We start from the raw sequence: 25,199 nt of genomic DNA, 5'->3' as shown, positions 1-25,199 counted from the left end.
TGCAGGATGCGCAGGATAGACTTTCCTGCGCTGATCTGCGTTACGTCCGTTCTTTTCGCCGCGCCACCTTTACGGGCGCAGGAGGCCCCGCCGGAAGATGAGGCACCTAAAGTGCCAAGCCTGCATCAACAGGCCCGCGAGTCGAAATTACCGCGCGCCCATGCGGATTTCAGCCTTTTTCATTTCATTCCAAACGGTGACGAGGTTATTCAGAGAGCTGACACAAAGCAGCTTCTTTTCCGCCGACTGGATGGAACGCCCGATGGCTATGCACAGCAGCGCGGAACTGCTATCTTTTATTATGACCGTTTCGGGAATCTGACTCAGGTGCAACGTATTGGTGTTCGCGTCGGCAAGACGCCTAAAGAATAGCGACGACAGATACTGTCAAAAAATGCGGCATTGTTTTACGGCGACAGCCTGAGATGCCGCTTTGCGCTTGGTCATTCCATATTTTGTGAAGGATGGATCATGCTCGAATGCAGAGGTTATGCGGCCCAGAGTGCCGATGAAGCTCTCAAGCCGTTTTCGTTCAAACGCCGAGATGTCGGCCCTAAAGATGTGCGGATTGCCATCGCATATTGCGGCGTTTGCCACTCTGACCTCCATATGGCGCGGAATGAATGGCGAAGCACCATCTATCCCTGCGTCCCCGGCCATGAAATTGTTGGTGAAGTTGTCGAAGTCGGGAGCGCGGTAACACGCTTCAAAAAGGGCGATCTCGCCGGTGTGGGCTGCCTGGTGGATTCCTGCGGGCATTGTCAAAGCTGTCAGGAAGGGCTGGAGCAATATTGCGAGACCGGTTCCACAATGACGTACGGCAGTGACGATCCGGAAATGGGGACGCCAACATTTGGTGGTTACTCAGATGCGATTGTCGTGACTGAGAAATTCGCGCTCAACATCCCGAAAAATCTTGATCTCGCCGCTGTTGCCCCGCTGCTTTGCGCCGGCATCACCACTTGGTCCCCCCTCCGCCACTGGAAGGCCGGGCCAGGCACGCGGGTCGGGGTGATTGGCCTTGGTGGTCTCGGCCACATGGCGTTAAAGCTGGGGCGGGCGCTCGGCGCGGAAATGACGCTTTTCACCACGTCGCAAGGCAAGGTGGAAGACGCCAAGCGGCTTGGCGCACATCACGTGGTAATGTCAAAAGATAAAGAGGAGATGGCACAATGCGCCGGCAAACTCGACCTCATTATCGATACGGTTGCGGTCAAACACCCTGTTGAGCCTTACCTCGAAACATTGAAACGGGAAGGCGTCTTTGTCTTCGTCGGTCTGCCGGAGAATCCATTGGGTTTCATGCCCATGGATCTCGCTTCCAAACGGCGTTCCATGTCGGGGTCATTCATTGGCGGTATCCCTGAAACACAGGAGATGCTCGATTTCTGCGGTAAGCACAACATCACGTCGGATATCGAAATGATTGCGATCAAAGATATTGAGACCGCCTATGAGCGTATGCAGAAATCAGATGTGAAATATCGCTTCGTCATTGACCTCAAGACGCTTGAAAAAGCGGCGTAAGGGTCACTTCACATTAAGCCCTGTGACGGTCAGCAGACCGTCACAATGGCCCCCGAGCTCCCGGATTTCTGCCAGGCGCTCGGGGTCGATCTGCTTATCCGTCAGGATCGCGTCAAATTCCTGCAATTGGGCAAGACGATGAAGCCCGCCCGCCTGGAACTTCGTGCTGTCCGCCAGCAAAACGGAGCGATCCGCAATATCCATCATCGTCCTTTTGACTTTGACGACGTCCTGATCATTCTGATAGACCGTTCCGTCCGCAATGATGGATGTCGACACAAAAAATGTGTTGGCTCGCAGCGCCCGCGTCGCCTGTTCACAGACCAGGCCGAAAAATGCATTGCGCGCGCCATTATATTCATCACCAAGACAGATCGGCTTGATCCCGAGGAAGGGGGCCATAGCCTGCATTACGCCCAGCGCATTCGTGATGATCATCAAGAGGGCTAAGGACGGCAGAAGCGGCAACATTTCGGCGACCGTGGTTGAGTCATCGAGCATGATGACGTCGCCCGGCTTCACCATGGAAACAGCTTCTCGAATGATTTCTCTCTTGAGATCAGCGGCGCGATGCTGCCGGTAGGCGATGTTTTTCTCGGTCCTGGCGCGGTTTTTAAGGGAAACGCCGCCGTGATTTTTATCGATCAATCCCTTGTCAGCCAGATTATGCGCATCGCGATGGATCGTCATGCGGCTGACGCCGAAGTTATCCGCGAGGCTCTCGATGCTCATACTACCGTGTTCAAAAAGCAAATCGAGAATGCGCTGCTGGCGGGACTTTAAGTTACGACGCTTGAGACTTGTCGTCTGCGTATCGAAGAGGAGCGTTCCGTTATTATCACTCATTTAGTATGTCCTATCCCTTCTATGACAAACGCTCAAATCAACGGACACTCAAATCTTGCAACCCTGCCGCGCCGAATCAATGCTATCTCCGCGTGCAATCCTGCCCTGAGACACTACTAAAAATCCTTGGATGGGTTGATCACATTATATCGGCCAGATTTTGAGCCGGTGGTGTGACGTGGTAAAACGACGCCATGCATGAAATGGAGAAGATTATGCGCAGCAAACCGCTTTGGGTCGGCACGAGTTGGAAGATGAATAAGGCACCCGGGGAGGCACGTCAGGCTGCGGAGGCATTGGCAAAAATCGCATTACCATCTCATATCAGCTCATTCGTCATCCCTCCTTTTACATCGATTGCGGATGTTTCCGGCATTTTAGACAAGTCACCTTTCCAGGTCGGTGCACAGAATATGCATTGGGAGGATGAAGGCGCCTGGACGGGCGAAATCTCCGCCCCCATGATCAAGGAAAGCGGCGCGACCCTCGTTGAGGTTGGACACTCTGAGCGGCGCACGCATTTCAATGAGACAGATGCCACCGTCAATCTTAAAGTCGCCGCAGCGATGCGCCACGGTCTGACCCCTCTCATCTGCATCGGTGACACGGCGGAAGACCATCATTTCGGCGTGACCCATAAGACATTGGCGCGTCAGGCCAGGATCGCCCTGCATGGATTGACATCGGAGCAGGTTAAAAGGGTGCTTTTCGCCTATGAGCCGGTCTGGGCCATCGGGGCCAAAGGGCGCGCGGCCGAGCCCGATTTTGTGCAGGATGCCCATGCACGTCTGCGCCATCATCTGACGGGCATTTACGGTTCCGAGACAGCGCGCGCGATCAATATTCTTTACGGGGGCAGTGTGTCCCTGCAAAATGCCGCGCACTATGTCGGGCAGGAAGATATTAACGGCATCTTTATCGGCCGCGCCGCATGGGCACCGAAAGATTTCGCCGCCATCATCGATTCATGCGCGGCCTCATCGACCCGATAATGACGGAATTGGACGCGCCGGAAAGTTGATGTCCGGTGCGACGTAAGAAAGGACAGAGACTGTGAAAATTGCGATCGCGGGTGACAGTGCAGGTGAGGCGCTGGCCCACCAACTGGCGACCCACCTTCAGAAAAAGGGCTTTGAAGCGACCGACCTTTCCAAACCGGAGAATGGCGCGGCGGAGCTTTATGCAAGCCTGAGTGAACGCGTTGCTCTCGGGGTGAAAGAGGGTCGGTTTGAGCGCGCCATTCTCTGTTGTGGTACGGGGATTGGGGTCTGCATTTCCGCCAATAAGATCCCTGGCATTCGTGCCGCCCTCACCCATGACACTTATTCAGCCCAGCGTGCGGCGCTCTCGAATAATGCGCAGATCATCACCATGGGCGCACGCGTTGTCGGGTTGGAGTTGGCAAAGTCCATCGCGGAAGCCTGGCTGAATGAAACATTCGACCCCGCAAGCGCCTCGGCAAAAAATGTCGCTGGCATCGATGCGCTGGATAAAAAATACGCAGCACCGAAATAAGCCCGGTGCCTGACGTGTTATTAAGAAAGCGGTCCTTCGGGGCCGTTTTTTTTGATCAGATTTAAGCAGCGGCTGATAACGAACGCCTGTTAGCCAACCCGGATGGAAATGATATTTTAAGGCCGCGTCGGTCAGAGGAAGGGATATTGGTCGCATGACAAAAATCTGCGGTGCGGAAGCATCACGGTTTGCCAAAACGGCTCTACAGGGTTTTGCCCTTGCCCATGCGTCCATGGTGCGCCTCCTCCCGGATGGGGTCATGCGCCGGGAGGCACTTGCTGACCCGAAAGTCGTGTTGGTCGTTGGGGGCGGGTCAGGCCATTATCCCGCGTTTCTCGGTTATGTCGGGAGGGGCTTCGCGGATGCGGTCGTCGCTGGAGATGTTTTTGCCTCTCCGTCAACTCAGGCCATCATCCGCACGGCACGCGCAGCCCATCAAGAGCGCGGCATCATATTGGGTTACGGAAATTACGTGGGTGACGTCCTGAATTTCAGCATTGCGGCGGAGGGGCTGAATGCAGAGGGTATTCCGACGCGCCTCATGGCGGTCAGTGACGACATTGCCAGCGCACCGTCTGAGCGCCATCTTGAGCGTCGAGGCATAGCTGGTGACCTCGCGATCCTAAAAATTGTGGGTGCTGCGGCGAAAGAGAGGCTTGACCTCGACACGGTCATGGCAATCGGGGGAAAAGCCAATCGCCGGACGCAGAGTTTAGGCGTGGCCTTTGCGGGATGTACGCTTCCGGGTGAAGCTGCACCGCTTTTCGCCGTGAAGGCAGGCCAAATGGCGATTGGACTCGGCGTGCATGGTGAGCAAGGGTTGGAAGAGACGCCGATCCGTGATGCGCAGGCACTGGCGGAACGTCTCTGCACAGCGCTCCTTGCGGAAAAGCCTTCGGACGGGTCGCAATCTGTTGCTGTCATCCTCAATGGACTGGGTGCCACGAAATATGAAGAGCTTTTCGTCCTATGGACCCATATTACCGACATTCTAACGCGGCATGGGCTGAATATCGTCGCGCCATGCGTTGGGGAATTCATCACCAGTCTCGACATGGCGGGATGTTCCTTAACGCTCACCTGGCTTGATGCCGCCTTGGAGCCGTTCTGGCGCGCCCCGTCACCAGCCCGGCCCTGACGCGTGAAAACATCGTGGGGGCGGGGCTTCAGACAATTGGCGCCGGAACCTGCCGAAACGGCCCCCGCCGCGACGGAAGAAGGCAAGCGGGGCGCGGGCGCTGCGTCGCGCGGGTCATGACGGCCATTGCCGCAGGCTCTGGCGGCGGCGGAGGCCGAGCTGGGGCGTATTGATGCGCAGACGGGCGATGGGGATCATGGGCAGGGTATGGCGCGCACCGTCCTGGCTGTTGCAGCTGATGCCTGGGCTGATCGGGCGGGTGGCACGTCAGGGGCGCTTTGGGGTGCCGGTCTGCACGCCTTCAGCACAAAGTTGAGTGATGAGAAGCAAGCAACAGCCCGTGAGATGGCGCGGGATGTCATGGAAGCACGGGATGTTATCATGCGCCTCGGTCGGTGGGGCGAAGCCGGGCGATAAAACCCTGGTTGATGCGCTTGACCCGTTGGTGACGTCTCTCGCGGTTAAGACACAAGGCGACCCCACTGCCCATATGGGAGAGGGGCGCGGCAGCCGCGCGGCGGGAAGCTGAAGCGACACGCCTTCTTCAGGCGCGGCGTGGTCGATCTCGCACCCATGGAGAGAGGAGTATCGGCCATCCAGATGCTGGCGCATTGTCGCTTACGCTTGTTGCTCAGGTCGTCGTACGATCACTGAAGCAGATAGCGGAAGTTTGATTGACAGACTGCTCATGCGGCGCGCAGGCGGACATCTGCCACCTGCGCGCCGCATAATGCAATCTCATCTCAGCCCTAGGGGACTCTAAGGGGAAAAGGCGATTCTGATAATTTTGTGGAAAATGCGTCTTGTGAGCGGCCCACGCTGCGCAGGCCGCATCGTCCTCAAGCAAAACCGTATTGAAACCGCAGCGCCGCATAAAATCGATCTGGTCCGGAAGGGGGTGGCCTTCCGCCAATATCTCCCCAGCAAACTTTAACTTCTCTCGTAAAGCGCGTGCTTGGGTGAAGGCGCGTCCATCCTGAAAGTTTGGGAAAACGAGGATAACGCTTTGTAAATGCGGTAAAAAAGGCGTCAAGGTCGTAATATCGTCATCAACGTTCAAGCGGATGGAGGTCGTCGCCCTCGTCGCCTCAGGCAGCGCAACGGCAGAGCTTTCGGGGGGCGTGGGTGTTGAAGCGCAGCTTTTAAGGTCAAACCGTTTCATACGCAGCTTCCTTGCCGACCAGAGGCGAAAAAAGATTCTTCCGCGCAACATGTCCGAAAACGAGATTTTGCAAATGGGAAACGCGGATTTCCCCAAAGCTTATCTCATCCGCCAATGCGGCGATACGCGCCATCTGATCATTCGTGAGGTCACCCGGGATTTCTCCGGGCGATTTGACGGAAATCGTCACCACGGCGTAGGCATCGTTTTTATGGCGGGTGACGTTGCTCGCCATCCATAAATCGAAACTCTCATCCCGTTGACGGTGAGCCGAAATTTCAGCCTCCGCCGCATCCGTCTCTGTCAGGGTCGGGACAGCGAACCGTGCTTTGATCTTCTCCACAATTTTAGGCCGGAGCGCATAACGGCGGTCATCCATCGTCTGGATTTCTTCCGCCACCTGACGACGAAATTCTTCAATACCAAGATGTTGCAGCAAGATCTTCAGGCGCGCTTTGTAGATATTATCGCACCGACCATGGGCGTTATAAACGCGCAGAACGGCCTCCACCGTTTTAAGGAGGTCCCATTCTGCCACATCATCGAACAATTCCTTCCCCACCAGGGGCGTGCGGCCGAGGTCTCCGCCGACGAAGATGCGGAAGACCGGCCCTTTCTCGGATTGTCGGGCCAGAATACCAATATCATGGAAACGCGCCGCGACCCCATCCTCGACGCTGCCAGTGATCGCGATTTTGAATTTGCGGGGCAGGAAGGAAAATTCAGGATGCAGGGTTGACCATTGACGCAGGATTTCCGCATGAACGCGTGGGTCAAAAAGCTCATCATGCGCCGCGCCTGCAAAATGATCGCTGGTGACGTTACGGATGCAATTGCCACTTGTCTGAATGGCGTGCATGTCCACCTACGCCAGTTGCCGCAAGATCTCGGGCGTCTGCTCAAGCGAAATCCAGTTAAACTGAATGTTCTGCCGCGTCGTGAGGTGACCGTAACCGCGGTCATAATGTTTGGCGATATGCGCGAATTGCCGCATCTGGCGGCTATCCAGAACCCCATAGGGGATGGCGACACGCAGCATATAAGCGTGAAGCTGAAGATAAAGCCCATTCATGAGGCGCAGGGGCTTGAATTCGTCCTCCGTCAAATTGCCGGACAGGCGGCGTTCAACCTGCTCGGCGAATTCATCGACGCGCGCCTTCAGAAATTCACGATCAATGTCTTCATACTGGTAATGGCCGATTGGACTTTTGGGACTCATGGCGTTGATTTGACTGCAAATTGTGGGTGAGTGGTCGGGCCGAATGCCCGGATCCTCTCGCGCATGCTGATGGGTGAGGGCGGGTGCCCCGGTGTAACGAGCACTTCATAGACATCGATAATGCCGTCCCCCGCCGCAGGTTTGGAAGCATCATCCAGATAGGTTTGAAACTCGACTGAATCAAGCTGCCGGGCGTCATAAATTGAGTCTGACCAACTGCCAGCAGCCGTCAGCCATACGATACGCCCATCCTTCAACCGGTTGTCCGTGATGACAACCTTATTATCGTCCGCGATACGGATCGAGCGTTTCATTCTATGCGCCTCAAATCGATTTTTAACAACGCGCCCAGTATTTCAGGCCTTTAACTTTGTTGCAAGACAGATCATCTCGCCGCATTCCGCGCTGGTGACGTGCCCTGCACTTCGTTGAGGTCGATGTCAACGGAAACGGGACAGTGGTCAGAAGTTACACCTGAATCGAATTTCTGCGCGGATGTCATCACGTGCAGGGAATGACTGCTGAATTCCGTGCGTCCCGATGCGTCGAGAATAATGTGATCGATGAAATACTCTCCACCGTGACAAGGGCTCGCCAGTCCTTCTGTCGCAAGCGTTAGCTTCGCATCGCGCGATAATAATTTAAAAGCAGGATCTTGATAGGTGAAGCGCCGATTGAAATCGCCAATCAAAACAAATGGAACGCCCTCACTTTGCCGGACCGCCACCCAATCCGCGATGATCGATAATTGCCGATAAAGAAGCGGGCAGGCATGGCGGCGTTGGTTGAGGGGTTGCTCCCAGCACCCGGTTTTGAGATGTAGGGCCAAAATACGAAGATGCTGCTTCCCGATGGTCATGGTGAGATCAAGACCCTCCCGCAAGGGATGGTGGCCTTTCGGACCGACATTGAGGGCCATGAGGGCCGGGTTAAGCGCGACGTCGTAACCCTGCCGCACCGCTACAACCACACGTTGCGCAATGGGGGTGGGCGTCATGAAAAACTGATAGGCCCCATCCCTGAAAAGGCCCGTTAAGACGTTTGCGCCATTGACTTCCTGTAAAGCGATGATGTCCGGGGCGAGTTTTTCGAGGGTGATGGCGATGTGGCGGTAATCCTCAGGGCCGCGATCCGGCCGGTCAAAAGGAAGAGAGGGGTCGCTGAGCAGGCGGTGCGAGAGCCACTCCATATTTCAAGTGGCCAGTTTGATGCGCGCCGCCCGCGCGGGTGTCATAATGGCCAGAGCCAGAAAGACCGCCGCGATGCAGTTATTTTTTGGCTTTAAGGTCGTCCAATAACTCTTTGACCGGACGCGTTTTTCTCGTTTGTTCATCAAGTATGATGACCTGACCCGATCCGATATCGTAAAACCAACCCTGTAATGTCGCCCCCCCCAGTGACAGCGCCCGCACAACGGCGGGATGCGTCCTGAGATGGGCAAGTTGCAGCAGGACATTCTGCTCGGCAAGCTCCCTCACAGTGGCGGGGCCGGCATCCTGCGCCTTGAGGCCTGTCACCGCGGCGCGCGCAGCTTCGGCATTTTGCAGCCAGCGACGGATTGTCGGCATCTCATCAAATTTGGGGGAGCTGAGGTCACATAGTGCGGTCATCGCGCCGCAATTAGAGTGCCCGCAGACGACAATATGCTTTACTTTCAGGGCTATGACGGCATATTCAACCGCTGAAGAGACGCCCCCCATCATCTCCCCATGGGGTGGCACAATATTGCCGACATTGCGCACAATAAAGAGATCCCCCGGCAGGGTCTGGGTAATGAGATTGGGGTTAATTCGGCTGTCTGAGCAGGTGATGAACAGCGTCGAGGGGGATTGCGCCTCCGCGAGGGTCTCAAATAACGCCTTATGCTCCTTATAGACGGTCTCGTCGAAAAGCTGAACGCCCTCGAGGAGGCGGATAAGGCTGTTTTTGATTTCTGGCTTCATTCAGGCGCTCTTTGCTCTCGCGCGATGGCTTCATGGCCCGCGCAGTTGTAAGATTTTTTTCAAACAACGATGCAGGCCACTCGTTCCTTTGTCTACCGCAAACCGCCACGGAAAAACTTTGTCACGAAGCGGTCATATCTGCGCAAGGATTTCCCGCATTTTCGCAAAAACCCTGTCCTTCTCAGGGTTCGGCCCTCCCGCCTGGGCGAGAGTTTTACTGCCACCGCCACCTTTACCCCCCATAACGTCACCCGCTGCCCAGACGAGGCTGACCGCATCGACTTTATCCGTCAGATCCGGCGTGACGCCGATCACGACGCTGCCTTTCCCGTCCGCGTTAGACAAAGCGGCGATCACGGTGTTCTGCTGTTTTTTGACAGCGTTTTCAGCCGCGTTGCGCAATTCTCGCGCGGGGAGGTTTTCAATGTAGCGCGGGATGAAGGTGATATCGCCAATCTTCTCCTGATCAGCCGCCGTGGTGGCGGAGGCCATTTTGACCTGAAGGTCCGCCAGTTTCCTCTCAAGCAATTTCCGCTCATCCATCAAACTCTGGACGCGCGCTTTGGCATCTGCGACAGGGACACGGAGGAGAGCGGCAATATCCTTGAGACTTTGCTCGGTCTGCCGCGCGAGTTCCTCCGCCTTGCGGCCGCACATAGCTTCAATCCGACGCACCCCGGCAGCCACACCGGACTCGCTGAGAATGCGGAAAACGCCGATTTCACCCGTATTATGGACATGGGTGCCGCCACAAAGCTCAATGGAGTAGGCGTTCCGATCCGTCTCGGCCGCGCCCATGGAAACGACGCGCACCTTCTCGCCATATTTCTCACCGAAAAGCGCCATCGCGCCCTCATTCTGCGCACTTTCCGGCGTCATTTCCCGCGTCAGGACGGGGTGGCTGGCCCGGATCATCGCATTCACATCCTGCTCAACCGCCTGTAATTCCGCAGCGGACATGGCTTGCGGGTGAGAAAAATCGAAGCGCAGGCGATCCGGGTCATTGAGGCTGCCTTTCTGCGTCACATGGGCGCCTAATTTGCGGCGCAGTGCCTCATGCAGCAAATGCGTTGCCGAATGGTGCGCCCGCGTGTCTCGACGCCTGTCCCCATTGATTTCCGCCGTCACGGAAGTACCGACCCGGACTGGCCCTTGCCTGACCGTGCCGTAATGCACGATCAGATCATGATTGCGCCGTTGGGTCTCCGTGATCTCAATATCGATTCCTGAGGCGGATAAATGCCCGTGATCACCCGCCTGCCCGCCACTTTCACCATAGAAAACCGTGCGATCAAGGATCACCGCAATCTCGTCACCGGGCGCGGCTTCCAACACGATATCGCCGCCTTTAACGATCATCTGGATGGTCGCTTCGGTTTTCTCGGAATCATATCCGGCAAAATCCGTCGCACCGAACTTCTCCACCGCATCAAACCAGATGGAGTCCGTCGCCTTATCGCCTGACCCTGTCCAGGCCGCGCGGGCGCGGGCGCGTTGAGATTGCATGGCCGTCTCAAACCCTGTCACATCGACATCGACATGGCGCTCCCGCAAGGCATCCTGCGTCAGATCGAGCGGAAATCCGTATGTATCGTAAAGTTTGAAAGCCACGTCCCCCGGCAGCACTGCGCCAGTGCCGAGCTTGTCGAGTTCCTGATCCAGCAACGCGATACCACGATCGAGGAGAGCGATGAAGCGTTCCTCCTCGCCGCGCATTGTCTCCGTAATCAGGGCTTCGTAATTGCGCAGCTCCGGGTAGGCTGCCCCCATTTCGGAAACGAGTTTCGGGACAAGGCGGTAGAACATCGGTTCCGTCGCGCCCAGGCGTTTCAGGTGACGCATGGCACGGCGCATGATGCGGCGCAGCACATAGCCGCGCCCGTCACGCGCCGGCAGCACACCATCGGAAATCAAAAAAGCGGAGGAGCGCAGATGGTCGGCGACAACGCGCTGGCTGGGCAGCATCGTCCCGGCCGTGTCCGTATGGGTCAGCGCGGCTGTCGCTTCGACCAGCCCATAAAGGAGGTCAGTCTCCCAAACATTCTGCTTACCCTGCATGACGGCGGCGAAGCGCTCCAGTCCCATACCCGTATCGATGGAGGGGCGGGGTAATGAACTGCGCGTGCCATCTTCACCCTCGAAAAACTGCATGAAAACGAGGTTCCAGATTTCGACGAAACGGTCGCCATCCTCTTCCGGACTGCAGGGCGGACCACCCCAGACATCGGGGCCGTGATCATAAAAAATTTCTGAGCACGGGCCGCATGGCCCCGTATCCCCCATGCGCCAGAAATTATCATTTGTCCCGATGCGGATGATCCTGTCATCACTCAGCCCGGCGATGCGCCGCCAGAGTGACGCCGCCTCCTCATCCTTCGCATAAATAGTTGCGAGAAGCTTTTCCTTCGGGAGGGCGAAGCCTTTGGTGAGGAGCGTCCAGACGAATTCAATGGCTTCAGCCTTGAAATAATCGCCGAAAGAGAAATTCCCCATCATCTCGAAAAACGTCAGATGGCGCGCCGTGTACCCGACATTATCCAGGTCATTATGCTTTCCGCCCGCGCGCACGACTTTCTGTGCCGTCGCCGCGCGCCGATAGGGCCGGGTCTCCTGCCCGAGAAACACGTTCTTGAAGGGCACCATCCCCGCATTGGTGAACATCAGACTCGGGTCATTCTGCGGGATCAGCGATGCGGAGGGAATGACTTCATGCCCGCAGGATTTGAAGTAATTCAAAAAGGTGGCGCGGAGCTCGGCAGTCGTGTTGTTCAGGGCTTTGATCGTCATGGTCTCTCGGGACGCTGTCAAACAAAAAGTGTGAGGCACCTCCCTATTACAAATATCCTGTAAAGAAAATGGATAAGGGAGAAAATCCTGCTGACGTGCGTCAGGGCGAGCAGGTCTCAGTAACAAAATGGACGACTAGACGCCCTTACCTGATTTGGCGCGATCTGCACGAAATACAAGCCGATCCGAAAGATTGAAATTGGCGGCGAGTCCGATAATCGCGCCGACCGCCACCGGGATGACTGGATTTCTTTCACATAAGGGGAAGCTGAAACTCAATATAAGTGCCGCACCGCGATTGAGGATAAATCCGAGACTATTGGCGCTGAGGAAGCGCATCCATTGCGCAATGACGTGTCCACCATGAGAGATATGGCCGTAAGTCCAGATGCGATTGACGAACCAATTAATGGAGCAAGCAACAAAAAACCCAGCCAGCAGCGCACATGTCAGTCCGATAAAGGGTCGTAAAAGATAGACAGTGCCGGTATCCCACAGAAATCCGAAAGACCCGACGACAGCGAAGCGCAGAAATCGGGCATAATCTCTCCCGGTTTCGGGGCTGAGAGGCACGGGATCGGGCTCAAGGCGGGCGTCAGTCATCGTTTTTCCAGAATAGCGAAGCGTCGGCGTGGTGTCATGTCGCGACGTCACGATCAAAGCCCCATTTAAACCAGCCATAAATGGCAAGCAGCATGAAGCCACCATAGAGTGCTGCCGTGGCATCCAAGCCCCGGGAGAGGAAGGGCACGACATAGGCGCCGTTTGTGACAATCCAAACAAGCCATGCCTGCCGGAGACGTTGCACCATCCAGTAAGTTGCCAGAACGCTGGAAGCTGTCAGCATCGTGTCCGCATAAGGTGCAGGATCATTTGACCAACGTGACAGCGCCAGGCCGAGCAAAAGGCCCGCAAAAAGCGTGCCGCAACATTGCGTCATGAACCATCGTCGCGCCGGCGTCAGACCGGATGCGGCAGACGGCTTTCTCCGCCACATCATCCATCCATAGAGGGACAGGCTGACGAAAAGAAGCTGAAGCGCTGCATCCGCATAGAGATGCTGATCACCGAATATATAAAAATAGCAGCCAGCCGCCATGATGTTGATGGGCCAGCAAAGCATGACACGTTGCGTTTCCAGAAACACACCACTTGCACTCAACATAACGCCTGCGGATTCAATGGGGCTCATGAGGTGACACCCGGTTTTTCATCCTGCGCGATATATCGCAGAAGCGCTTGACCTGGCGGTGTCTGGAACCAGTTCACATGGCCGATGAAATATTTCTCAAACGCCACCTGCGCACTATGTTCATCATGGAGAAGTGACGCGAAATATCGATATTCACTGAAGGCGAAGTGGACGTGGCAAAGGGGCAGCACAGCGACCAGCGCCTGGCGTGACGTTGCGGAAAGCGGCCGTTGCGTCCCGTAACCGCGCAGGAAGGCCCCAAGCGCATCGTAACGCACCTGCCATTGACTCATGTTGGGGGCCAACCAGCTGACCATACTGCGTTCAATCGCAACGGCGAGGTCGAAAAGGGTGGAGGTACGATCCGCCATGCCGAAATCAAAGACGGCGACCGGCACGGCATCCTCTCCCTTACCCCGCCACATCAGATTGGGGCCATGCCAATCCCCATGGCCCCAACATGGCTTATGATGCGGAAGGAGGGGTTTTAACGCGTCATGGAAGGTCAAAAAACGTGGCCCGCGCCTGCTTATAGGCCGGGTGATGGAGAAGCCCGTTTTCTGTCGGTGTCAGATGAGCGACAGCCGCATCGAGGGACGATGCGAAATCGTCACGGCGCAGCAAGTCCATGTTCGAGACCAATTGGGGGTCGACACGCGGCGGGGCAGTGTCATCCTCCATCACATCATGGAACTGCGCGAGGAGACGCCCGGCCGCATGGGCCTGAGCGGGGTTGAACCACCCGTCCCAGGACTGGACATCACGGTAAAGATCAATGTCGGGCGATGCCGTCGTGAGTTCATAAACCCAATTGCCGCATCGCGTGACCGTTTCCCCCTGGGCATTTTTGAGGAAGGGCTGAACGGGTAGGGCGCGGCCCGCAAGATATTGAGCAAAGCGATGCTCCTCCCGCAGATTGGCTTCGTTTTTAACCCGGTGATCATGACGTTTGACAAAAAATCGACCGGATGCGCCGCTAAAAATACAGGCGGAGGAAAAAGGGCGCGGCGAATGGTGGCTGATCTCCGTCGCATCTTTGAGAAACGGGTAATGGGGAATGAGCAGCCTTCTCTCCGCCTCCGTCATGGCGGGCCAGATACGGGGGCCATCGGGCCATCAACACCGAACTGACGGTTTGCGTGTTCTTCAGTTAAAACCCCGCACCTGTCGTGAGGAGCACAGCGAAGCCGCTGCCAATGTAAAATAGCGGGTCACTCCCGGCGATAACGGTGCCGCGACGGCCGATTGTGTTTCTCCCGGCAAGAGTCACGCTTGAGACGCCTGAGAGAGCGTGGTTATTGCCGATATTCGTGAAGTTTACGCGGATATTCGGTGATTTCAGCCGGAATTTATCGTTAAATCGATAGCCCAGCGCGAGATTGCCTGTAATATAGCCTGGCATCGCGACGTCATTCATGAAGCTCGCATATTGCCGCCCGGTATAATGGGCCGTCGCCATCCCGAAAACATGCCCATCATCGTAAGAGAAGCCGACAGATGCCTGGAAGGCGGGGCTGCGCACCGCGATTTTACCCCGGGTCGGCAGGAGGTCATTATTGACGGCGATGTCATTACCAATCGTCGCATGAAGATACTCGGCTGAGATATAGGGACTCCAATGATGATAAGGCCGCATCGAAAATTCAGCATCGACGCCGCGCGATGTCTGCCCACCCGCATTCACCGTCGTCTGCACCGGCGCGCCGAAGCGAAAGATCTCGGTCGTTATCTGCCGATTTGTGAAGTTGTAATTGAAGAAAGTCACACTGCCCAGAAGCTTTTTGCCGAAATATCGATAGCCTAATTCCTCTGAAATCGAATATTCAGGACTCAGTTTCTGAGCCCCACCCGTCACGACCGCCCCCGAGGTGACATCGTAATAATCGTAAAATGCCGTGCTTGAAGGCGTGCGAAAATTAGTGGTGACGTTTGCGAAAACCTGATGTTCCGGGCGGAAATGATATTTTATCGACATGCGGGGGAGCGGCACCTGATAGCTCCCACCCGTGCGATATTGCGAACCGGGGAGGTTATTTGTCCCCCTGATCGCGTAGATCACATCCTTGAACCCGGCCTCCAGCACCATTTTATCCCTGAAGAGTGACAATCGGTCACTGACGTAAAGCGCATCAACCTGCCCGATTGTGTGGAAGGCGCTGCCATAGAGGGCCTGCCCGTCAGGCAGAGAAACAAGGCCGCTTTTTCGTCTGGCCCAGAGATCCGGCGCGTGGCCATCCGGCGCGACGGGCGTGAAGGATTGCACCTCGCGATCATCGGAATAATCATACGAATAACCGAAAGACTGAAATGGGCGTTAAAGCCGGCGCGGTAACTTTCCTGCACGCCGTTGGTCCGGACGACCGCGTCGCCATTGAGATTGCGCAGATTGCCATTGACGGGCGTGACGTCATTATAGACGCCTGACATCGGAAGGGTAGCGCCGCTCGCGACTGACCCGTAAGCGGCCTGCGCGTAGGGCGTCACTCCAAAGGTCAGATGATCGGAAAGGGTGAAGTGACTAGGTAAACCCGCGTAGAAAGTCTGTTCCGGCGCTTCCCACAAGCGGTAATAATTCTGTGCCTGCGCGATGTGACCAGCATCATACCAGGCTTTGAGACTATTGCCGCCGCCGATCCCGTCAGTGTGCCAGCCATCAAGCGTCACTTGCGGATAATAGCTGGAGGTCGCGCGATTCCATGAGCCGATAAGGGAAATATCCGAGTGTTTACGAATGGATTTGACGAATTTGAGACCAACATGCTGGTGGCGATCCTCCCTCGGGCCGCGCCAGTTATGCGCCGTAGTGTGGGAGTAGGAAATAAATCCCCTCACACCGCTATGACCGATCTCCCCACTTTCCAGTCTCAGAAACTAGCGGCTGTTGGTATAGGAGCCATATGAGACATTGACGGTGCCACCGAGGGGGTTTCGCAGGTTGAAGATAGGTCAGCGCCATCAGCCCACCCGCAGCATTGAGGACGGGGTCAGAAATCGCTGCTGCACCCTGCGTCACGGCGATGGCGCGATAATTCTCCGCATCTGCGAATTGCGCGGGGTAGGTGCCATAATAGGCAATGTCGTTAAGTGGCGGTCCCTCAAGCGTAAAGCCGAGTGCGTCGCTATTCAGGTCCCTGACCGTCACATTTGTGTAGGGAGACAGGCCAAAAGGGTCAGACGCCGCGACATTGGCCCCGGGCAGATTATTGACAAGCTGATAGGCGGAGGAAATTGGCGCCTGCGTGTCAATAAAAGGTTTTGAGACGATGCTGGTCGCCTGCGCCGCATAAACGGGGCGCATCAACCCCCCCCACCACCAAAATCCGCTTTGTCAGTCAGCGCCGACGCTTTGACTTCGATGGTTTCCGCTTCCAGGCGGGCGGCGGCGTTTTCAGCACAATGTGCGTGCAGGGGCAGGCCATAAAGGATGAAAATGGCAGCCCGATGCAGAAATCGGCGCGTCACAAAATAGTCTCGGCGCATGACGCAGCAACAGCCCCTTCTGCCAAATGAGTGCCGCAGAAGTGCCCTCCCCGTAGTCCTTCGCTGATAAAAGCGTTTTTGTGGCAGGTAAAGATGATTCAACGCGCGACGCGTTTACGGTGTGAGATGATGCGGGGACGCCACGCTTTTTAGGCCGCCAGATTTGATCCCGATTTCTCGCGCATCATCAGGCCGATGACGATAAAAGCACCGATCATGGCGCAGAAAGCAGCCAGCATGAAAACAGTGCCGTAACCAAAACCATCAACCAGCGAACCTGCAATGGGCGCGGTGACAGCGTAGGCGACATCCTGGAAAGCCGCGAACCCGCCGAGTGCGAGGGCGCGATGATCGAGTGAGACGACACGCACCACATCACGCCCCAAAGCGGGATAGACCATCGAACAACCACCCCCTGCCAGCGCCGCACCAAAAAGCGCCATGACGGGCGTCGCGGCGACGGAAATACAGGCAAGCCCGGCAGCTTCGAAAAAAAGCGATCCTAAAGCGATGGGCAGGCCGCCGAAACGGTCCGGCGTGGAACCGAGGAGAAGGCGGTTTGCCACAAAAGCCAGCCCGAAAAATGTCAGGCCAAGCCGGCTATGATCCTAATGGCGATGATGAAAGGCAAGGGCGATATAGGCCCCTAGCACGGCGAACCCGACACCTTGCAACGCGACACCCGCGCCATGCCATTTAATGGCGGAAAGGATGGAGAAAAACGAGCGTCGCTCACCTTGTGAGGGTGGCACATGGCGCAGGCCGCGTGTCAGGATGAAGTCGAGGCCGGGCAGGGCCATGCAGAAAAGCATGAGGATCAGGAAATTCAAATGGTGAAAGATCCATAAGCCGCTCGGCCCGCCCACCGCATAGGCGGCATACATGGCCATCCCGGTGAGGGACAAGACGCGCCCTGACTTCTCATGCCCTTCCAGCCCGATGCCCCAGATATGGACACCAACTATACGTGTAACTTTCACCTACGCCGATCATGAGCCGCCCCAAAATCAGCAGGCAGAAGCGAAAGGTCAATGAAAGCGCCGGGATAGCTGACGGGGCACAGAGGAAGCACCCGATGGCATAGAGCAGCAAGCCGCGATGCATGGAACGGTCGCCGCCATGATGGTCGCAGAATCGTCCGGCGCGGCAGCGGGTCAGAAGAATGAGCATCCGAACTGACCCCCGCAAGGAACGTGCTGTAACCTGGCCAGCTTGTCACATAAGGCGGGATCACGGTTAGAGGCATGGCGACAGCGAGGTAGGTGAGGAAGATGGCGATTGCGAGCCGGACCATGCCTGTCATGACGACATCCTCGAAGCCCCCAAGAACCGAATGAATAAGCGCGTGCGGTCGGCCTCATCAAAATCCAACATGCGCTTACCTGGATGTAAAACCACGCCGCTGCGGTGCAAGCAAGATGAAATGCGCTGTGTCAGATGGCGGGATCGGTGATGCGCATCATTCCGCGAATTGCTCGGCGATAATGCGCTCTGAGAGATCATTTTCCGGATCGAAAAGCAATGTGGCGCCGATGTCCCGCTCTTCCTGCACGAGAACCTCACGGACATCGCGGATCTCTGTAAAATCGGCGACGGCGGCGGCGGGGCGTTTCTCATGCTCAAGCAGTGAAAAGCGGATGCGTGCCGAGGAGGGCAGGAGAGCGCCCCGCCAGCGCCGTGGGCGAAAGGCGGAGATGGGTGTCAGAGGCAGCAGCGTCGCGTTAAGCGGGACGATGGGGCCATGGGCGGAAAGATTATAGGCGGTCGAGCCTGCAGGCGTCGCGAGAAGAATGCCATCACAGACGAGTTCGGGTATACGTTCCACTTCATCAATTTCAATACGAAGTTTGACGGCCTGCCTTGTTTCGCGGAAGAGAAACACGTCGTTAAAGGCGATGGCCTCGTGGATCTGACCTTCCACATCCGTCGCCTGCATTTTAAGCGGGCGCATCATGTTGGGCAGCGACTGAAACAGGCGCTCCGGCAGGTCACCCTCATTGAGTGGGTTCAGAAGGAAGCCGACAGACCCGCAATTAATGCCGTAAGTCGGCAGATGATAGGGCAAGGCCTTATGCAATGTTTCTAGCAGAAACCCGTCTCCTCCAAGACAGACGACGACCTCAGCTTCTTCAAGTGCGACATTGCCATATTGTGCGACGAGCTTCTCGTAAGAGGCTTGCGCCAGAGGCACGCGCGCGGCGCGGAAACAGATTTTGGTGGGAACGGAGGTGAAAACCGGCTGAGAGGCCAGGTCAATACTCATTGTCATTGTCGATACGCCGTCATGCCTGAAACCCTCTTACGCCGCGCGCCTGACCAGGTACCGTCAGGAAAGCAGTATCTCGGGTCATCCGTCAACAACGCGTGCTGAGCTTAGGCGAGTTTTCCGGCAAGCTTGGCAACATGCTCACCCAGGAAGCGCGCACCTTCGCGCTCCGTCTCATGCACGGGGCGTGAGCCATCGGAGCCGGCAAGGGTTGACGCACCGTAAGGCGTGCCGCCCAATACTTCATCCAGCCCGACGAGACCGGGGAAGCTATAGGGAAGGCTGGAGATGACCATACCATGATGCATCAGATTTGTAATCATGGAGAAGAGTGTTGTCTCCTGCCCGCCATGCCGCGAGGCTGACGAGGTAAAAGCCGCGCCCACTTTGCCGATCAGCGCGCCTTTGGCCCATAAGCCGCCCGTCTGATTCCAGAATTGCGCCATCTGGGACGGCATGCGACCAAAGCGCGTCGGCGCACCCACGATGATGGCGTCATAGGCGGCCCAGGTCATCCGGTGAAGCGACGGGTGCGCTCTGATCAAGCTTGAAGCCGTTTGTCTTGGCGGTTTCCTCCGGAACAAGTTCAGGGACACGCTTAATATCAGCTGTGGCGCCGGTGCGCTTTACACCTTCGGCGATGGCCTGGGCCATCTGCTCAACATGTCCATAGGTCGAGTAATAAAGAACGATTACTTTTATCACAAGATGTTTCCTTTGTCGGTTTAATAGGTGACGAGATAAATTTGTCAGGATTTTTAAAGCCAATTTATTTGTCCCTCAATGGCATTTGACTGCATGATTTCGCGACATGAGACCTTGAACAACATTAGAGGCCGTCGAAAACTGAGGTCGAAATTGCAAGCTTTTTTCACTTCAGCGCAGATCGCAGGTGAAATACTGCGCAGAATTTGTCCAAAAGCGATATCACGGGGCCTCGTAGGGGAGTGAAATAGGTGCGAAGGCCGACGCTTTAAAGGGGTATTCTAAATATATGTTTATGACCCATGCAAAAATCTGCGTCTGAGCAGCTGATTGCCTCTTGTCGATGAGAATGGCATATCAGGCGAACGCCGCGTTCCGGAAGACGAAGCAAACCGCGTGACACCAGCTTGTGGGGTCTAAGGTGCGACCTGCATGACATTATGGATGAGACCATATGATCATATCGCCTGAAAAAAGGCAGAATCCGGCCAGACGAGCGAAACCACGCGCTTTGATGACGGGCTCACGCTGGAATGCGGTGAAACCATTGCCCCGCTGAATGTCGCTTACTGCACTTATGGTCAGCTATTACCCGCGAAAGACAATGCCATCCTCATCTGCCACGCCCTGACAGGCGACCAGTATGTGGCGGGGCGCAATCCGGTCACCGGCAAGGATGGATGGTGGTCCCGCCTTGTCGGGCCGGGGAAACCGGTCGATACGGATCAATATTTCGTCATCTGCGCCAACGTGCTTGGCGGCTGCATGGGCTCCACCGGGCCGAAAAGCCTCAAAGCGGATGGAGAGCGTTGGGGCACGTCCTTTCCGCCGATCACGGTCAGGGACATGGTCAGGGCGCAGGCCAGGCTGATCACGCATTTGGGGATCGATCGGCTTTTTGCGGTCATCGGTGGCTCCATGGGGGATGCAGGTCATTGAATGGGTCGTGACCTATCCAGATCGCGTTTTCTCCGCCCTGCCCATCGCGACCTCGCCCTATCATTCCGCGCAGAATATTGCCTTTAATGAGGTGAGTCGCCAGACCATCTCCGCTGATCCCGATTGGCATGACGGGCGCTACTGTGGGCGCGTGATGCCGTCCCGGCGCGTGGTCTAGCCGTGGCGCGTATGACGGCGCACATCACTTATGTTTCAGAAAAAGCTCTGACGCGAAAATTCGGCCGCCGAACGCGCCGCAATCCGGAGGCTTCTCAGGAAGGGGGCCAGCTTCCAGCCTCGTTTTTCGGTGAGATCTTTGAGGTTGAGAGTTATCTGCGCCATCAGGGGTCAAGCTTCGCGCAACGTTTTGATGCAAACTCTTATCTGACGATCACGCGTGCGCTCGATTATTTCGACCTCGCCGCGGACCATGATGGCGACCTGTCCAGGGCCTTCAAGAATTGCACCACACGATTCTGTGTCGTGTCCTTTAGTTCGGACTGGTTATTTCCCACGTCGCAATTCCGCACGCTTGCCCGCGCGCTGAACCAGGCCGGCGTGAACGTCTCGTTCGTCGAAATTGAGTCAGATCGCGGCCACGATGCGTTCCTCCTTGATGAGCCGGATTTCGAACGGACAATTCGCGGCTTCCTGGAAGGGGCCCGACTCCATTACGTCGCCGCCGGAGAGTCACATGCGGGTTGACCAGAAATTTATCGCCGACATGATTGTGTCGGGCGATCGCGTCCTCGATATTGGCAGCGGGGATGGCACGCTGATTGACCATCTCTTCCGAACCCGCCAGTGCGATGCGCGTGGCATTGAGATCAGTATGGAAGATGTGACGCGCGCCGTCGCCCATGGACTTCCCGTCATGCATGGCGATGCGGATCACGATCTCGCGGATTATCCTGACCTCACATTCGATTATGTGGTGCTTCAACGCACTTTGCAGGCTGTCGGGCGTCCCCGGGAAGTGCTGAAACAGATGCTGCGCATCGGCCATTACGCGATCGTATCATTCCCAAATTTTGCGCAATGGCGCTTGAGATTGCAGTTTCTTTCCACCGGGCGGATGCCGATGACGCGGGTCTGGAACACGCCTTGGTATGAAACGCCCAACGTCCATCCTTGCACGATCAAGGATTTCCTCGAATTATGCCGGTGTGACGGATATCGCGTCGTTACGTGGCTGGGTGTCAACGATACGGGCGCCTCCGCACCCTGGCGCCGCTCAACCCGTCTGGCCAATATATTTGCGGATCAGGCTGTCTTTATGTTGCAGCGCGCCTGAAACACCTATCTCCAAAACAATCTGGTCCCCATTTCGCTGTCCGGCGAACACGACAGTCATAAATGGTAACGCTTTGAAACAGCGCTGTCGAACGATCTGTCCTATGCATGACTCATGTCTGAAATTCAGAGTGCGGAATCTGTCAAGCTCACCCGGGGCGCATTTTATTTAAAAATTTGATTCATATCATTATTTTTATTTTGATTAATTTCCGTGGCAGATGTGTCCTCTGCCGATTCCGGTATCGATTCTCCTCCCCATTCCGCTCACACGTCCCGAAGGGGCATTTCGATGATTACCTTTGCAGATCTCGAACTTGCGCTACCGATACAACGCGCCTTGCAGGATATGGGATACGTCACCCCGACCCCAATTCAGAAGCGAGCAATCCCCTATCTGCTGGAAGGGCGTGACCTTCTGGGCCTTGCGCAGACGAGCACAGGCAAGACGGCCGCCTTCGCGTTACCGATTTTGGACCACATCAGCCGCCACCCCAAGGCGACGACACCCCGCTGCCCCCGCGCGCTGATCCTGGCGCCAACGCGGGAGCTCGCTTCCCAGATCAACGATAATATCCGTTCGTACGCCAAGCATATGAGGCTGAGCCACGCCGTGATTTTCGGCGGCGTTGGTCAGGGCCGACAGGTGGAAGCGATGCGATCGGGCGTCGATATTCTGACGGTGGCACCAGGGCGACTGCTTGATCTAATCGGGCAGAGATATATCGACCTCTCTCAACTTGAAGTCCTTGTCCTGGATGAGGCGGACCGTATGCTTGATATGGGCTTCGTCCATGACATTAAGCGCATCATGGCGCTTTTACCCCCCAAACGTCAGACATTGCTATTTTCAGCGACGATGCCCAATGCCATCTCGGACCTTGCGCAATCTTTGCTGAATAATCCGGCGACCGTCACTGTGACGCCGCCTTCCAGCACGGTTGAACGAATTCAACAGATTGTCCTCTTCGTCGATTCGGAAAACAAGAAGCCGCTCACTTTGTAGCTCGTGGCGAGTGAGAAGGTGAAATCGGCGATTATTTTCACCTTGATGAAACATGAAGCGAATAAGGTCGCTGAATTCCTCACCAAAAACGGCGTCGCGGCGGAAGCAATACATGGCAATAAGTCGCAAGGTGCGCGGGAGCGGGCTATGTCCGGCTTCCGGTCCGGTCGGGTCAAGGTGCTCGTCGCGACAGATATCGCCTCTCGCGGCATTGACGTCGATGATGTGAGTCACGTCATTAATTACAACTTACCCAATGTTGCGGAGAGCTATGTGCACCGCATCGGGCGCACGGTCCGTGCCGGTCGTGATGGTTGCGCTATTGCCCTGTGCGATGCGGAACAATGCGCCTGGCTTCATGACATTGAAAAGCTGATCGGCAAATCCCTGACGATTATCGACCAGCACCGCTTCCACTCCGAGACGGCCAGATTGTCCAGCATGAAACCGCCCGTTCTGGGCGGGGGCGGTCGGCATGGTGGTCGCCGCGCGGCAATCAAAACGGGCGCGGCCCCGCGCGTGGGCACGCAGCGTCTCATGCAGCACGACCGGGAGGGCGGCGCTGTCCCACCGTGCGCCAGGTGGTTATGGATGTCCGGGCTCCTTTAAAGACTGATAAGGCGGCACTTTTCTCCGCCTGAGATATTGCGGCTTCTTCTCCCGCCGATCCAGTGAAATTGCCTTCTTTAAAAATGGCACTGGAATCGGCTTGGGGTTACCGTTCTGCGTGACGCTGTGTAAAAGCGTTACGCAGCAGACGGGAGTTGACGCATGATTGATCTCTATTTCTGGCCCACACCGAACGGTTTCAAGATTTTGATGTTTCTGGAGGAGGTGGGTCTTCCCTATCGCATCATCCCCGTCAATATCTCAACGGGCGCGCAATTTGACCCGGCTTTTCTGAAGATTTCGCCGAACAACAAGATGCCCGCGATCATTGACCACGCGCCCGCTGATGGGGGCGCGGCGATCAGTGTGTTTGAGTCCGGTGCCATTCTCCTCTATCTCGCGGAAAAAACGGGGCAGTTTCTGTCAAGCACCGCGCGGGTCAGGCTGGAGACGATGGAATGGCTTTTCTGGCAAATGGCAAGTTTCGGGCCGATGCTGGGGCAGAACCACCATTTCTCCCTCTATGCGCCGGAAAAAATTCCTTACGCCATCAAGCGCTATCAGGACGAGACGGCGCGACTCTACGGCGTGCTCGATAAGCGCCTCGCATCAAACGGGGGGTGGCTTGCTGGTGCGGATTACTCCATCGCGGATATGGCTGCTTTTCCGTGGACGAAAACCTGGAAGGCGCAATCCATCGATCTTGGTCAATTTCCTCATGTGGCGAAATGGCGCGATGCGATTATCGCCCGCCCGGCAACTCAGCGCGCTTATACGCATGATAAGTGACGTCATCGCGCTCTGAGGCGGGTGGGGTTGGTGTCACCAGGCAGTAAAGCCACCATCAACATTGACGACCGCGCCCGTCATGAGGCTAGCCGCGTCGGACGCGAGGAGGCCGGCAACGCTCCCGATTTCCTCCGGCTGTCCGACACGCCCCATCGGTGTATCCGTGATCCATGAATTATAAAGTTCGGGTTTTCCCATACCGAAACGTGTCAGCTCGGTTTCGATATAGGTTGGCGCGATGACGTTGGCGCGGATGTTATACTGGGCCCATTCTGCGGCGATCGACTTGATATAATGATGCACCCTGGCCTTGGACGCATTATAGGCGCATTGACTCTGCGGGCGATTGACGATCCTGCCCTGACATGGAGCCAATCGCGATAATGACGCCAGATTTTTGCGCGATAATGACTTTACCCACAGTCTGGCAGGTGCGATACATGCCGTTGAGGTTAATGTCGATCTGCCTGAGCCATTGATCCTCCGTCATGTCTTCAGCATGGGCTTCGGAAATGCATATCCCGGCGCTGGCCACGAGGATATCAATGCGACCCTCAATTGACATGATGTCTTTGACGCAGGCGCGCACGGAATTAGAGGATGTGACGTCAAGCTTGACGCAGCGTGCATCGAATGATTTTTGTCGAAGCCCCTCAGCAGCTTTGCGGCCAAGATCAAGATTAATGTCGCCGAGAATGACATGGGCCCCATTTCGGCCAGAGCCGTCGCACAAGAGAGGCCGATTTCTGCGCGCCGCCGGTGATCAGCGCCACTTTGCCATCG

28 protein-coding genes and 4 pseudogenes are annotated in these 25,199 nt (G+C 56.3%); 11 read left to right on the top strand and 21 right to left on the bottom strand.

Annotated elements, in window-relative coordinates:
- Positions 1–6: 6 nt before the first annotated feature.
- Positions 7–372 (top strand): hypothetical protein, encoded by a 366-nt coding sequence (locus AAYR33_04055; protein XAO72092.1) that lies wholly within the window; start codon positions 7–9, stop codon positions 370–372.
- A gap of 99 nt (positions 373–471) precedes the next feature.
- Positions 472–1,527 carry an NAD(P)-dependent alcohol dehydrogenase gene (locus AAYR33_04050; GenBank protein ID XAO72091.1) on the top strand — a complete coding sequence of 352 codons (1,056 nt, stop codon included), beginning with the start codon at positions 472–474 and terminating at the stop codon, positions 1,525–1,527.
- A 3-nt stretch (positions 1,528–1,530) separates the two neighbouring features.
- On the opposite strand, the gene AAYR33_04045 is transcribed toward AAYR33_04050, so the two are convergent.
- Entirely contained in the window at positions 1,531–2,373 is an 843-nt protein-coding gene (locus AAYR33_04045) for a DeoR/GlpR family DNA-binding transcription regulator (GenBank protein ID XAO72090.1), read from the bottom strand.
- A gap of 194 nt (positions 2,374–2,567) precedes the next feature.
- Between AAYR33_04045 and AAYR33_04040 the strand changes: the two genes are divergently transcribed.
- The 5 genes from AAYR33_04040 to AAYR33_04020 all read left to right on the top strand — a co-directional run bounded on the left by AAYR33_04040 (position 2,568) and on the right by AAYR33_04020 (position 5,700).
- A complete protein-coding gene (locus AAYR33_04040) occupies positions 2,568–3,365 on the top strand; it encodes a triose-phosphate isomerase (protein XAO72089.1) in 798 nt (265 codons plus the stop codon).
- Between the two features lie 61 nt (positions 3,366–3,426).
- On the top strand, positions 3,427–3,888 hold the full coding sequence (locus tag AAYR33_04035) for an RpiB/LacA/LacB family sugar-phosphate isomerase (GenBank protein ID XAO72088.1): 462 nt from the start codon (positions 3,427–3,429) through the stop codon (positions 3,886–3,888).
- A 154-nt stretch (positions 3,889–4,042) separates the two neighbouring features.
- On the top strand, positions 4,043–5,026 hold the full coding sequence (locus AAYR33_04030) for a dihydroxyacetone kinase subunit DhaK (protein XAO72087.1): 984 nt from the start codon (positions 4,043–4,045) through the stop codon (positions 5,024–5,026).
- 126 nt (positions 5,027–5,152) lie between these two features.
- Positions 5,153–5,443, top strand: a complete 291-nt coding sequence (locus tag AAYR33_04025; protein ID XAO72086.1) for a DAK2 domain-containing protein — start codon at positions 5,153–5,155, stop codon at positions 5,441–5,443.
- Positions 5,444–5,508: 65 nt separating this feature from the next.
- A complete protein-coding gene (locus tag AAYR33_04020; protein XAO72372.1) occupies positions 5,509–5,700 on the top strand; it encodes a DAK2 domain-containing protein in 192 nt (63 codons plus the stop codon).
- Here AAYR33_04020 and AAYR33_04015 read toward each other — a convergent pair.
- The 18 genes and pseudogenes from AAYR33_04015 to wrbA all read right to left on the bottom strand — a co-directional run bounded on the left by AAYR33_04015 (position 5,658) and on the right by wrbA (position 19,780).
- Entirely contained in the window at positions 5,658–6,188 is a 531-nt protein-coding gene (locus AAYR33_04015; GenBank protein ID XAO72085.1) for a DUF934 domain-containing protein, read from the bottom strand. The genes AAYR33_04020 and AAYR33_04015 overlap by 43 nt on opposite strands.
- A gap of 40 nt (positions 6,189–6,228) precedes the next feature.
- Positions 6,229–7,407 (bottom strand): annotated as a pseudogene (locus tag AAYR33_04010) (nitrite/sulfite reductase).
- Entirely contained in the window at positions 7,404–7,721 is a 318-nt protein-coding gene (locus tag AAYR33_04005; protein ID XAO72084.1) for a DUF2849 domain-containing protein, read from the bottom strand. Before AAYR33_04005 ends, AAYR33_04010 begins: the two are co-directional and overlap by 4 nt.
- Positions 7,722–7,792: 71 nt before the next feature.
- Positions 7,793–8,596: an endonuclease/exonuclease/phosphatase family protein gene (locus AAYR33_04000; GenBank protein ID XAO72083.1), complete on the bottom strand. Its 804-nt coding sequence runs from the start codon at positions 8,594–8,596 to the stop codon at positions 7,793–7,795.
- A gap of 79 nt (positions 8,597–8,675) precedes the next feature.
- Positions 8,676–9,350, bottom strand: coding sequence for a carbonic anhydrase (locus tag AAYR33_03995; protein ID XAO72082.1), 675 nt, complete (start codon positions 9,348–9,350; stop codon positions 8,676–8,678).
- A gap of 132 nt (positions 9,351–9,482) precedes the next feature.
- Positions 9,483–12,137, bottom strand: a complete 2,655-nt coding sequence (gene alaS, locus AAYR33_03990) for an alanine--tRNA ligase (protein ID XAO72081.1) — start codon at positions 12,135–12,137, stop codon at positions 9,483–9,485.
- A gap of 135 nt (positions 12,138–12,272) precedes the next feature.
- The gene (locus AAYR33_03985) at positions 12,273–12,740 is read right to left on the bottom strand and encodes a GtrA family protein (protein XAO72080.1); all 468 of its coding nucleotides are present in this window, start codon (positions 12,738–12,740) and stop codon (positions 12,273–12,275) included.
- Positions 12,741–12,774: 34 nt separating this feature from the next.
- Complete coding sequence (pnuC, locus tag AAYR33_03980; GenBank protein XAO72079.1) at positions 12,775–13,329, bottom strand: nicotinamide riboside transporter PnuC; 555 nt, start codon at positions 13,327–13,329, stop codon at positions 12,775–12,777.
- Complete coding sequence (locus AAYR33_03975) at positions 13,326–13,838, bottom strand: phosphotransferase (protein XAO72078.1); 513 nt, start codon at positions 13,836–13,838, stop codon at positions 13,326–13,328. The genes pnuC and AAYR33_03975 overlap by 4 nt, the downstream gene beginning before the upstream one ends.
- Complete coding sequence (locus AAYR33_03970; GenBank protein ID XAO72077.1) at positions 13,825–14,415, bottom strand: phosphotransferase; 591 nt, start codon at positions 14,413–14,415, stop codon at positions 13,825–13,827. Before AAYR33_03970 ends, AAYR33_03975 begins: the two co-directional genes overlap by 14 nt.
- Positions 14,416–14,479: 64 nt before the next feature.
- Positions 14,480–15,592 carry a TonB-dependent receptor gene (locus AAYR33_03965; protein XAO72076.1) on the bottom strand — a complete coding sequence of 371 codons (1,113 nt, stop codon included), beginning with the start codon at positions 15,590–15,592 and terminating at the stop codon, positions 14,480–14,482.
- Positions 15,593–16,165: 573 nt separating this feature from the next.
- Positions 16,166–16,627, bottom strand: coding sequence for a TonB-dependent receptor plug domain-containing protein (locus tag AAYR33_03960; GenBank protein XAO72371.1), 462 nt, complete (start codon positions 16,625–16,627; stop codon positions 16,166–16,168).
- Positions 16,627–16,809 (bottom strand): hypothetical protein, encoded by a 183-nt coding sequence (locus AAYR33_03955; protein ID XAO72075.1) that lies wholly within the window; start codon positions 16,807–16,809, stop codon positions 16,627–16,629. Before AAYR33_03955 ends, AAYR33_03960 begins: the two co-directional genes overlap by 1 nt.
- A gap of 149 nt (positions 16,810–16,958) precedes the next feature.
- Positions 16,959–17,375: an MFS transporter gene (locus AAYR33_03950; GenBank protein ID XAO72074.1), complete on the bottom strand. Its 417-nt coding sequence runs from the start codon at positions 17,373–17,375 to the stop codon at positions 16,959–16,961.
- Between the two features lie 42 nt (positions 17,376–17,417).
- Complete coding sequence (locus tag AAYR33_03945; protein XAO72073.1) at positions 17,418–17,789, bottom strand: hypothetical protein; 372 nt, start codon at positions 17,787–17,789, stop codon at positions 17,418–17,420.
- A complete protein-coding gene (locus tag AAYR33_03940) occupies positions 17,786–18,112 on the bottom strand; it encodes a hypothetical protein (protein ID XAO72072.1) in 327 nt (108 codons plus the stop codon). The genes AAYR33_03945 and AAYR33_03940 overlap by 4 nt, the downstream gene beginning before the upstream one ends.
- 156 nt (positions 18,113–18,268) lie before the next feature.
- Complete coding sequence (locus AAYR33_03935) at positions 18,269–19,078, bottom strand: NAD kinase (GenBank protein XAO72071.1); 810 nt, start codon at positions 19,076–19,078, stop codon at positions 18,269–18,271.
- Positions 19,079–19,182: 104 nt separating this feature from the next.
- Positions 19,183–19,780: pseudogene (gene wrbA / locus AAYR33_03930) on the bottom strand (NAD(P)H:quinone oxidoreductase).
- 528 nt (positions 19,781–20,308) lie between these two features.
- On the opposite strand from wrbA, the pseudogene AAYR33_03925 reads away from it, so the two are divergent.
- The 4 genes and pseudogenes from AAYR33_03925 (at position 20,309) to AAYR33_03910 (ending at position 24,416) form a co-directional block, all read left to right on the top strand.
- Positions 20,309–21,424, top strand: a pseudogene (locus tag AAYR33_03925) (homoserine O-acetyltransferase).
- Positions 21,414–22,013 carry a methionine biosynthesis protein MetW gene (metW, locus tag AAYR33_03920; protein XAO72070.1) on the top strand — a complete coding sequence of 200 codons (600 nt, stop codon included), beginning with the start codon at positions 21,414–21,416 and terminating at the stop codon, positions 22,011–22,013. The pseudogene AAYR33_03925 and the gene metW overlap by 11 nt, the downstream one beginning before the upstream one ends.
- Before the next feature lie 291 nt (positions 22,014–22,304).
- Positions 22,305–23,492, top strand: a pseudogene (locus AAYR33_03915) (DEAD/DEAH box helicase).
- A 297-nt stretch (positions 23,493–23,789) separates the two neighbouring features.
- On the top strand, positions 23,790–24,416 hold the full coding sequence (locus AAYR33_03910; protein ID XAO72069.1) for a glutathione binding-like protein: 627 nt from the start codon (positions 23,790–23,792) through the stop codon (positions 24,414–24,416).
- Positions 24,417–24,449: 33 nt separating this feature from the next.
- Here the strand turns inward: AAYR33_03910 and AAYR33_03905 are convergent, their stop codons facing one another.
- Together AAYR33_03905 and AAYR33_03900 are read right to left on the bottom strand one after the other, a co-directional pair.
- Complete coding sequence (locus AAYR33_03905; protein XAO72068.1) at positions 24,450–24,791, bottom strand: SDR family oxidoreductase; 342 nt, start codon at positions 24,789–24,791, stop codon at positions 24,450–24,452.
- Positions 24,736–25,149, bottom strand: a complete 414-nt coding sequence (locus tag AAYR33_03900) for an SDR family NAD(P)-dependent oxidoreductase (GenBank protein ID XAO72067.1) — start codon at positions 25,147–25,149, stop codon at positions 24,736–24,738. Before AAYR33_03900 ends, AAYR33_03905 begins: the two co-directional genes overlap by 56 nt.
- Between the last annotated feature and the right edge of the window lie 50 nt (positions 25,150–25,199).

The sequence above is a fragment of the Acetobacteraceae bacterium genome, assembly GCA_039613835.1.
Classification (GTDB): Bacteria; Pseudomonadota; Alphaproteobacteria; order Acetobacterales; family Acetobacteraceae; genus Sorlinia.
The sequence above is the reverse complement of the archived record's forward strand: the minus strand, read 5'-3'. Positions and strand labels throughout refer to the sequence as shown.

Coding starts and splice junctions, on each gene's coding strand:
- AAYR33_04055 (XAO72092.1), top strand. CDS start 7: ATGCGCAGGATAGACTTTCCTGCGCTGATCTGCGTTACGTCCGTTCTT.
- AAYR33_04050 (XAO72091.1), top strand. CDS start 472: ATGCTCGAATGCAGAGGTTATGCGGCCCAGAGTGCCGATGAAGCTCTC.
- AAYR33_04045 (XAO72090.1), bottom strand. CDS start 2,373: ATGAGTGATAATAACGGAACGCTCCTCTTCGATACGCAGACGACAAGT.
- AAYR33_04040 (XAO72089.1), top strand. CDS start 2,568: ATGCATGAAATGGAGAAGATTATGCGCAGCAAACCGCTTTGGGTCGGC.
- AAYR33_04030 (XAO72087.1), top strand. CDS start 4,043: ATGACAAAAATCTGCGGTGCGGAAGCATCACGGTTTGCCAAAACGGCT.
- AAYR33_04015 (XAO72085.1), bottom strand. CDS start 6,188: ATGAAACGGTTTGACCTTAAAAGCTGCGCTTCAACACCCACGCCCCCC.
- AAYR33_04005 (XAO72084.1), bottom strand. CDS start 7,721: ATGAAACGCTCGATCCGTATCGCGGACGATAATAAGGTTGTCATCACG.
- AAYR33_04000 (XAO72083.1), bottom strand. CDS start 8,596: ATGGAGTGGCTCTCGCACCGCCTGCTCAGCGACCCCTCTCTTCCTTTT.
- AAYR33_03995 (XAO72082.1), bottom strand. CDS start 9,350: ATGAAGCCAGAAATCAAAAACAGCCTTATCCGCCTCCTCGAGGGCGTT.
- alaS (XAO72081.1), bottom strand. CDS start 12,137: ATGACGATCAAAGCCCTGAACAACACGACTGCCGAGCTCCGCGCCACC.
- AAYR33_03985 (XAO72080.1), bottom strand. CDS start 12,740: ATGACTGACGCCCGCCTTGAGCCCGATCCCGTGCCTCTCAGCCCCGAA.
- pnuC (XAO72079.1), bottom strand. CDS start 13,329: ATGAGCCCCATTGAATCCGCAGGCGTTATGTTGAGTGCAAGTGGTGTG.
- AAYR33_03970 (XAO72077.1), bottom strand. CDS start 14,415: ATGACGGAGGCGGAGAGAAGGCTGCTCATTCCCCATTACCCGTTTCTC.
- AAYR33_03960 (XAO72371.1), bottom strand. CDS start 16,627: ATGCGCCCCGTTTATGCGGCGCAGGCGACCAGCATCGTCTCAAAACCT.
- AAYR33_03955 (XAO72075.1), bottom strand. CDS start 16,809: ATGCGCCGAGACTATTTTGTGACGCGCCGATTTCTGCATCGGGCTGCC.
- AAYR33_03940 (XAO72072.1), bottom strand. CDS start 18,112: ATGACAGGCATGGTCCGGCTCGCAATCGCCATCTTCCTCACCTACCTC.
- AAYR33_03935 (XAO72071.1), bottom strand. CDS start 19,078: ATGACAATGAGTATTGACCTGGCCTCTCAGCCGGTTTTCACCTCCGTT.
- metW (XAO72070.1), top strand. CDS start 21,414: ATGCGGGTTGACCAGAAATTTATCGCCGACATGATTGTGTCGGGCGAT.
- AAYR33_03910 (XAO72069.1), top strand. CDS start 23,790: ATGATTGATCTCTATTTCTGGCCCACACCGAACGGTTTCAAGATTTTG.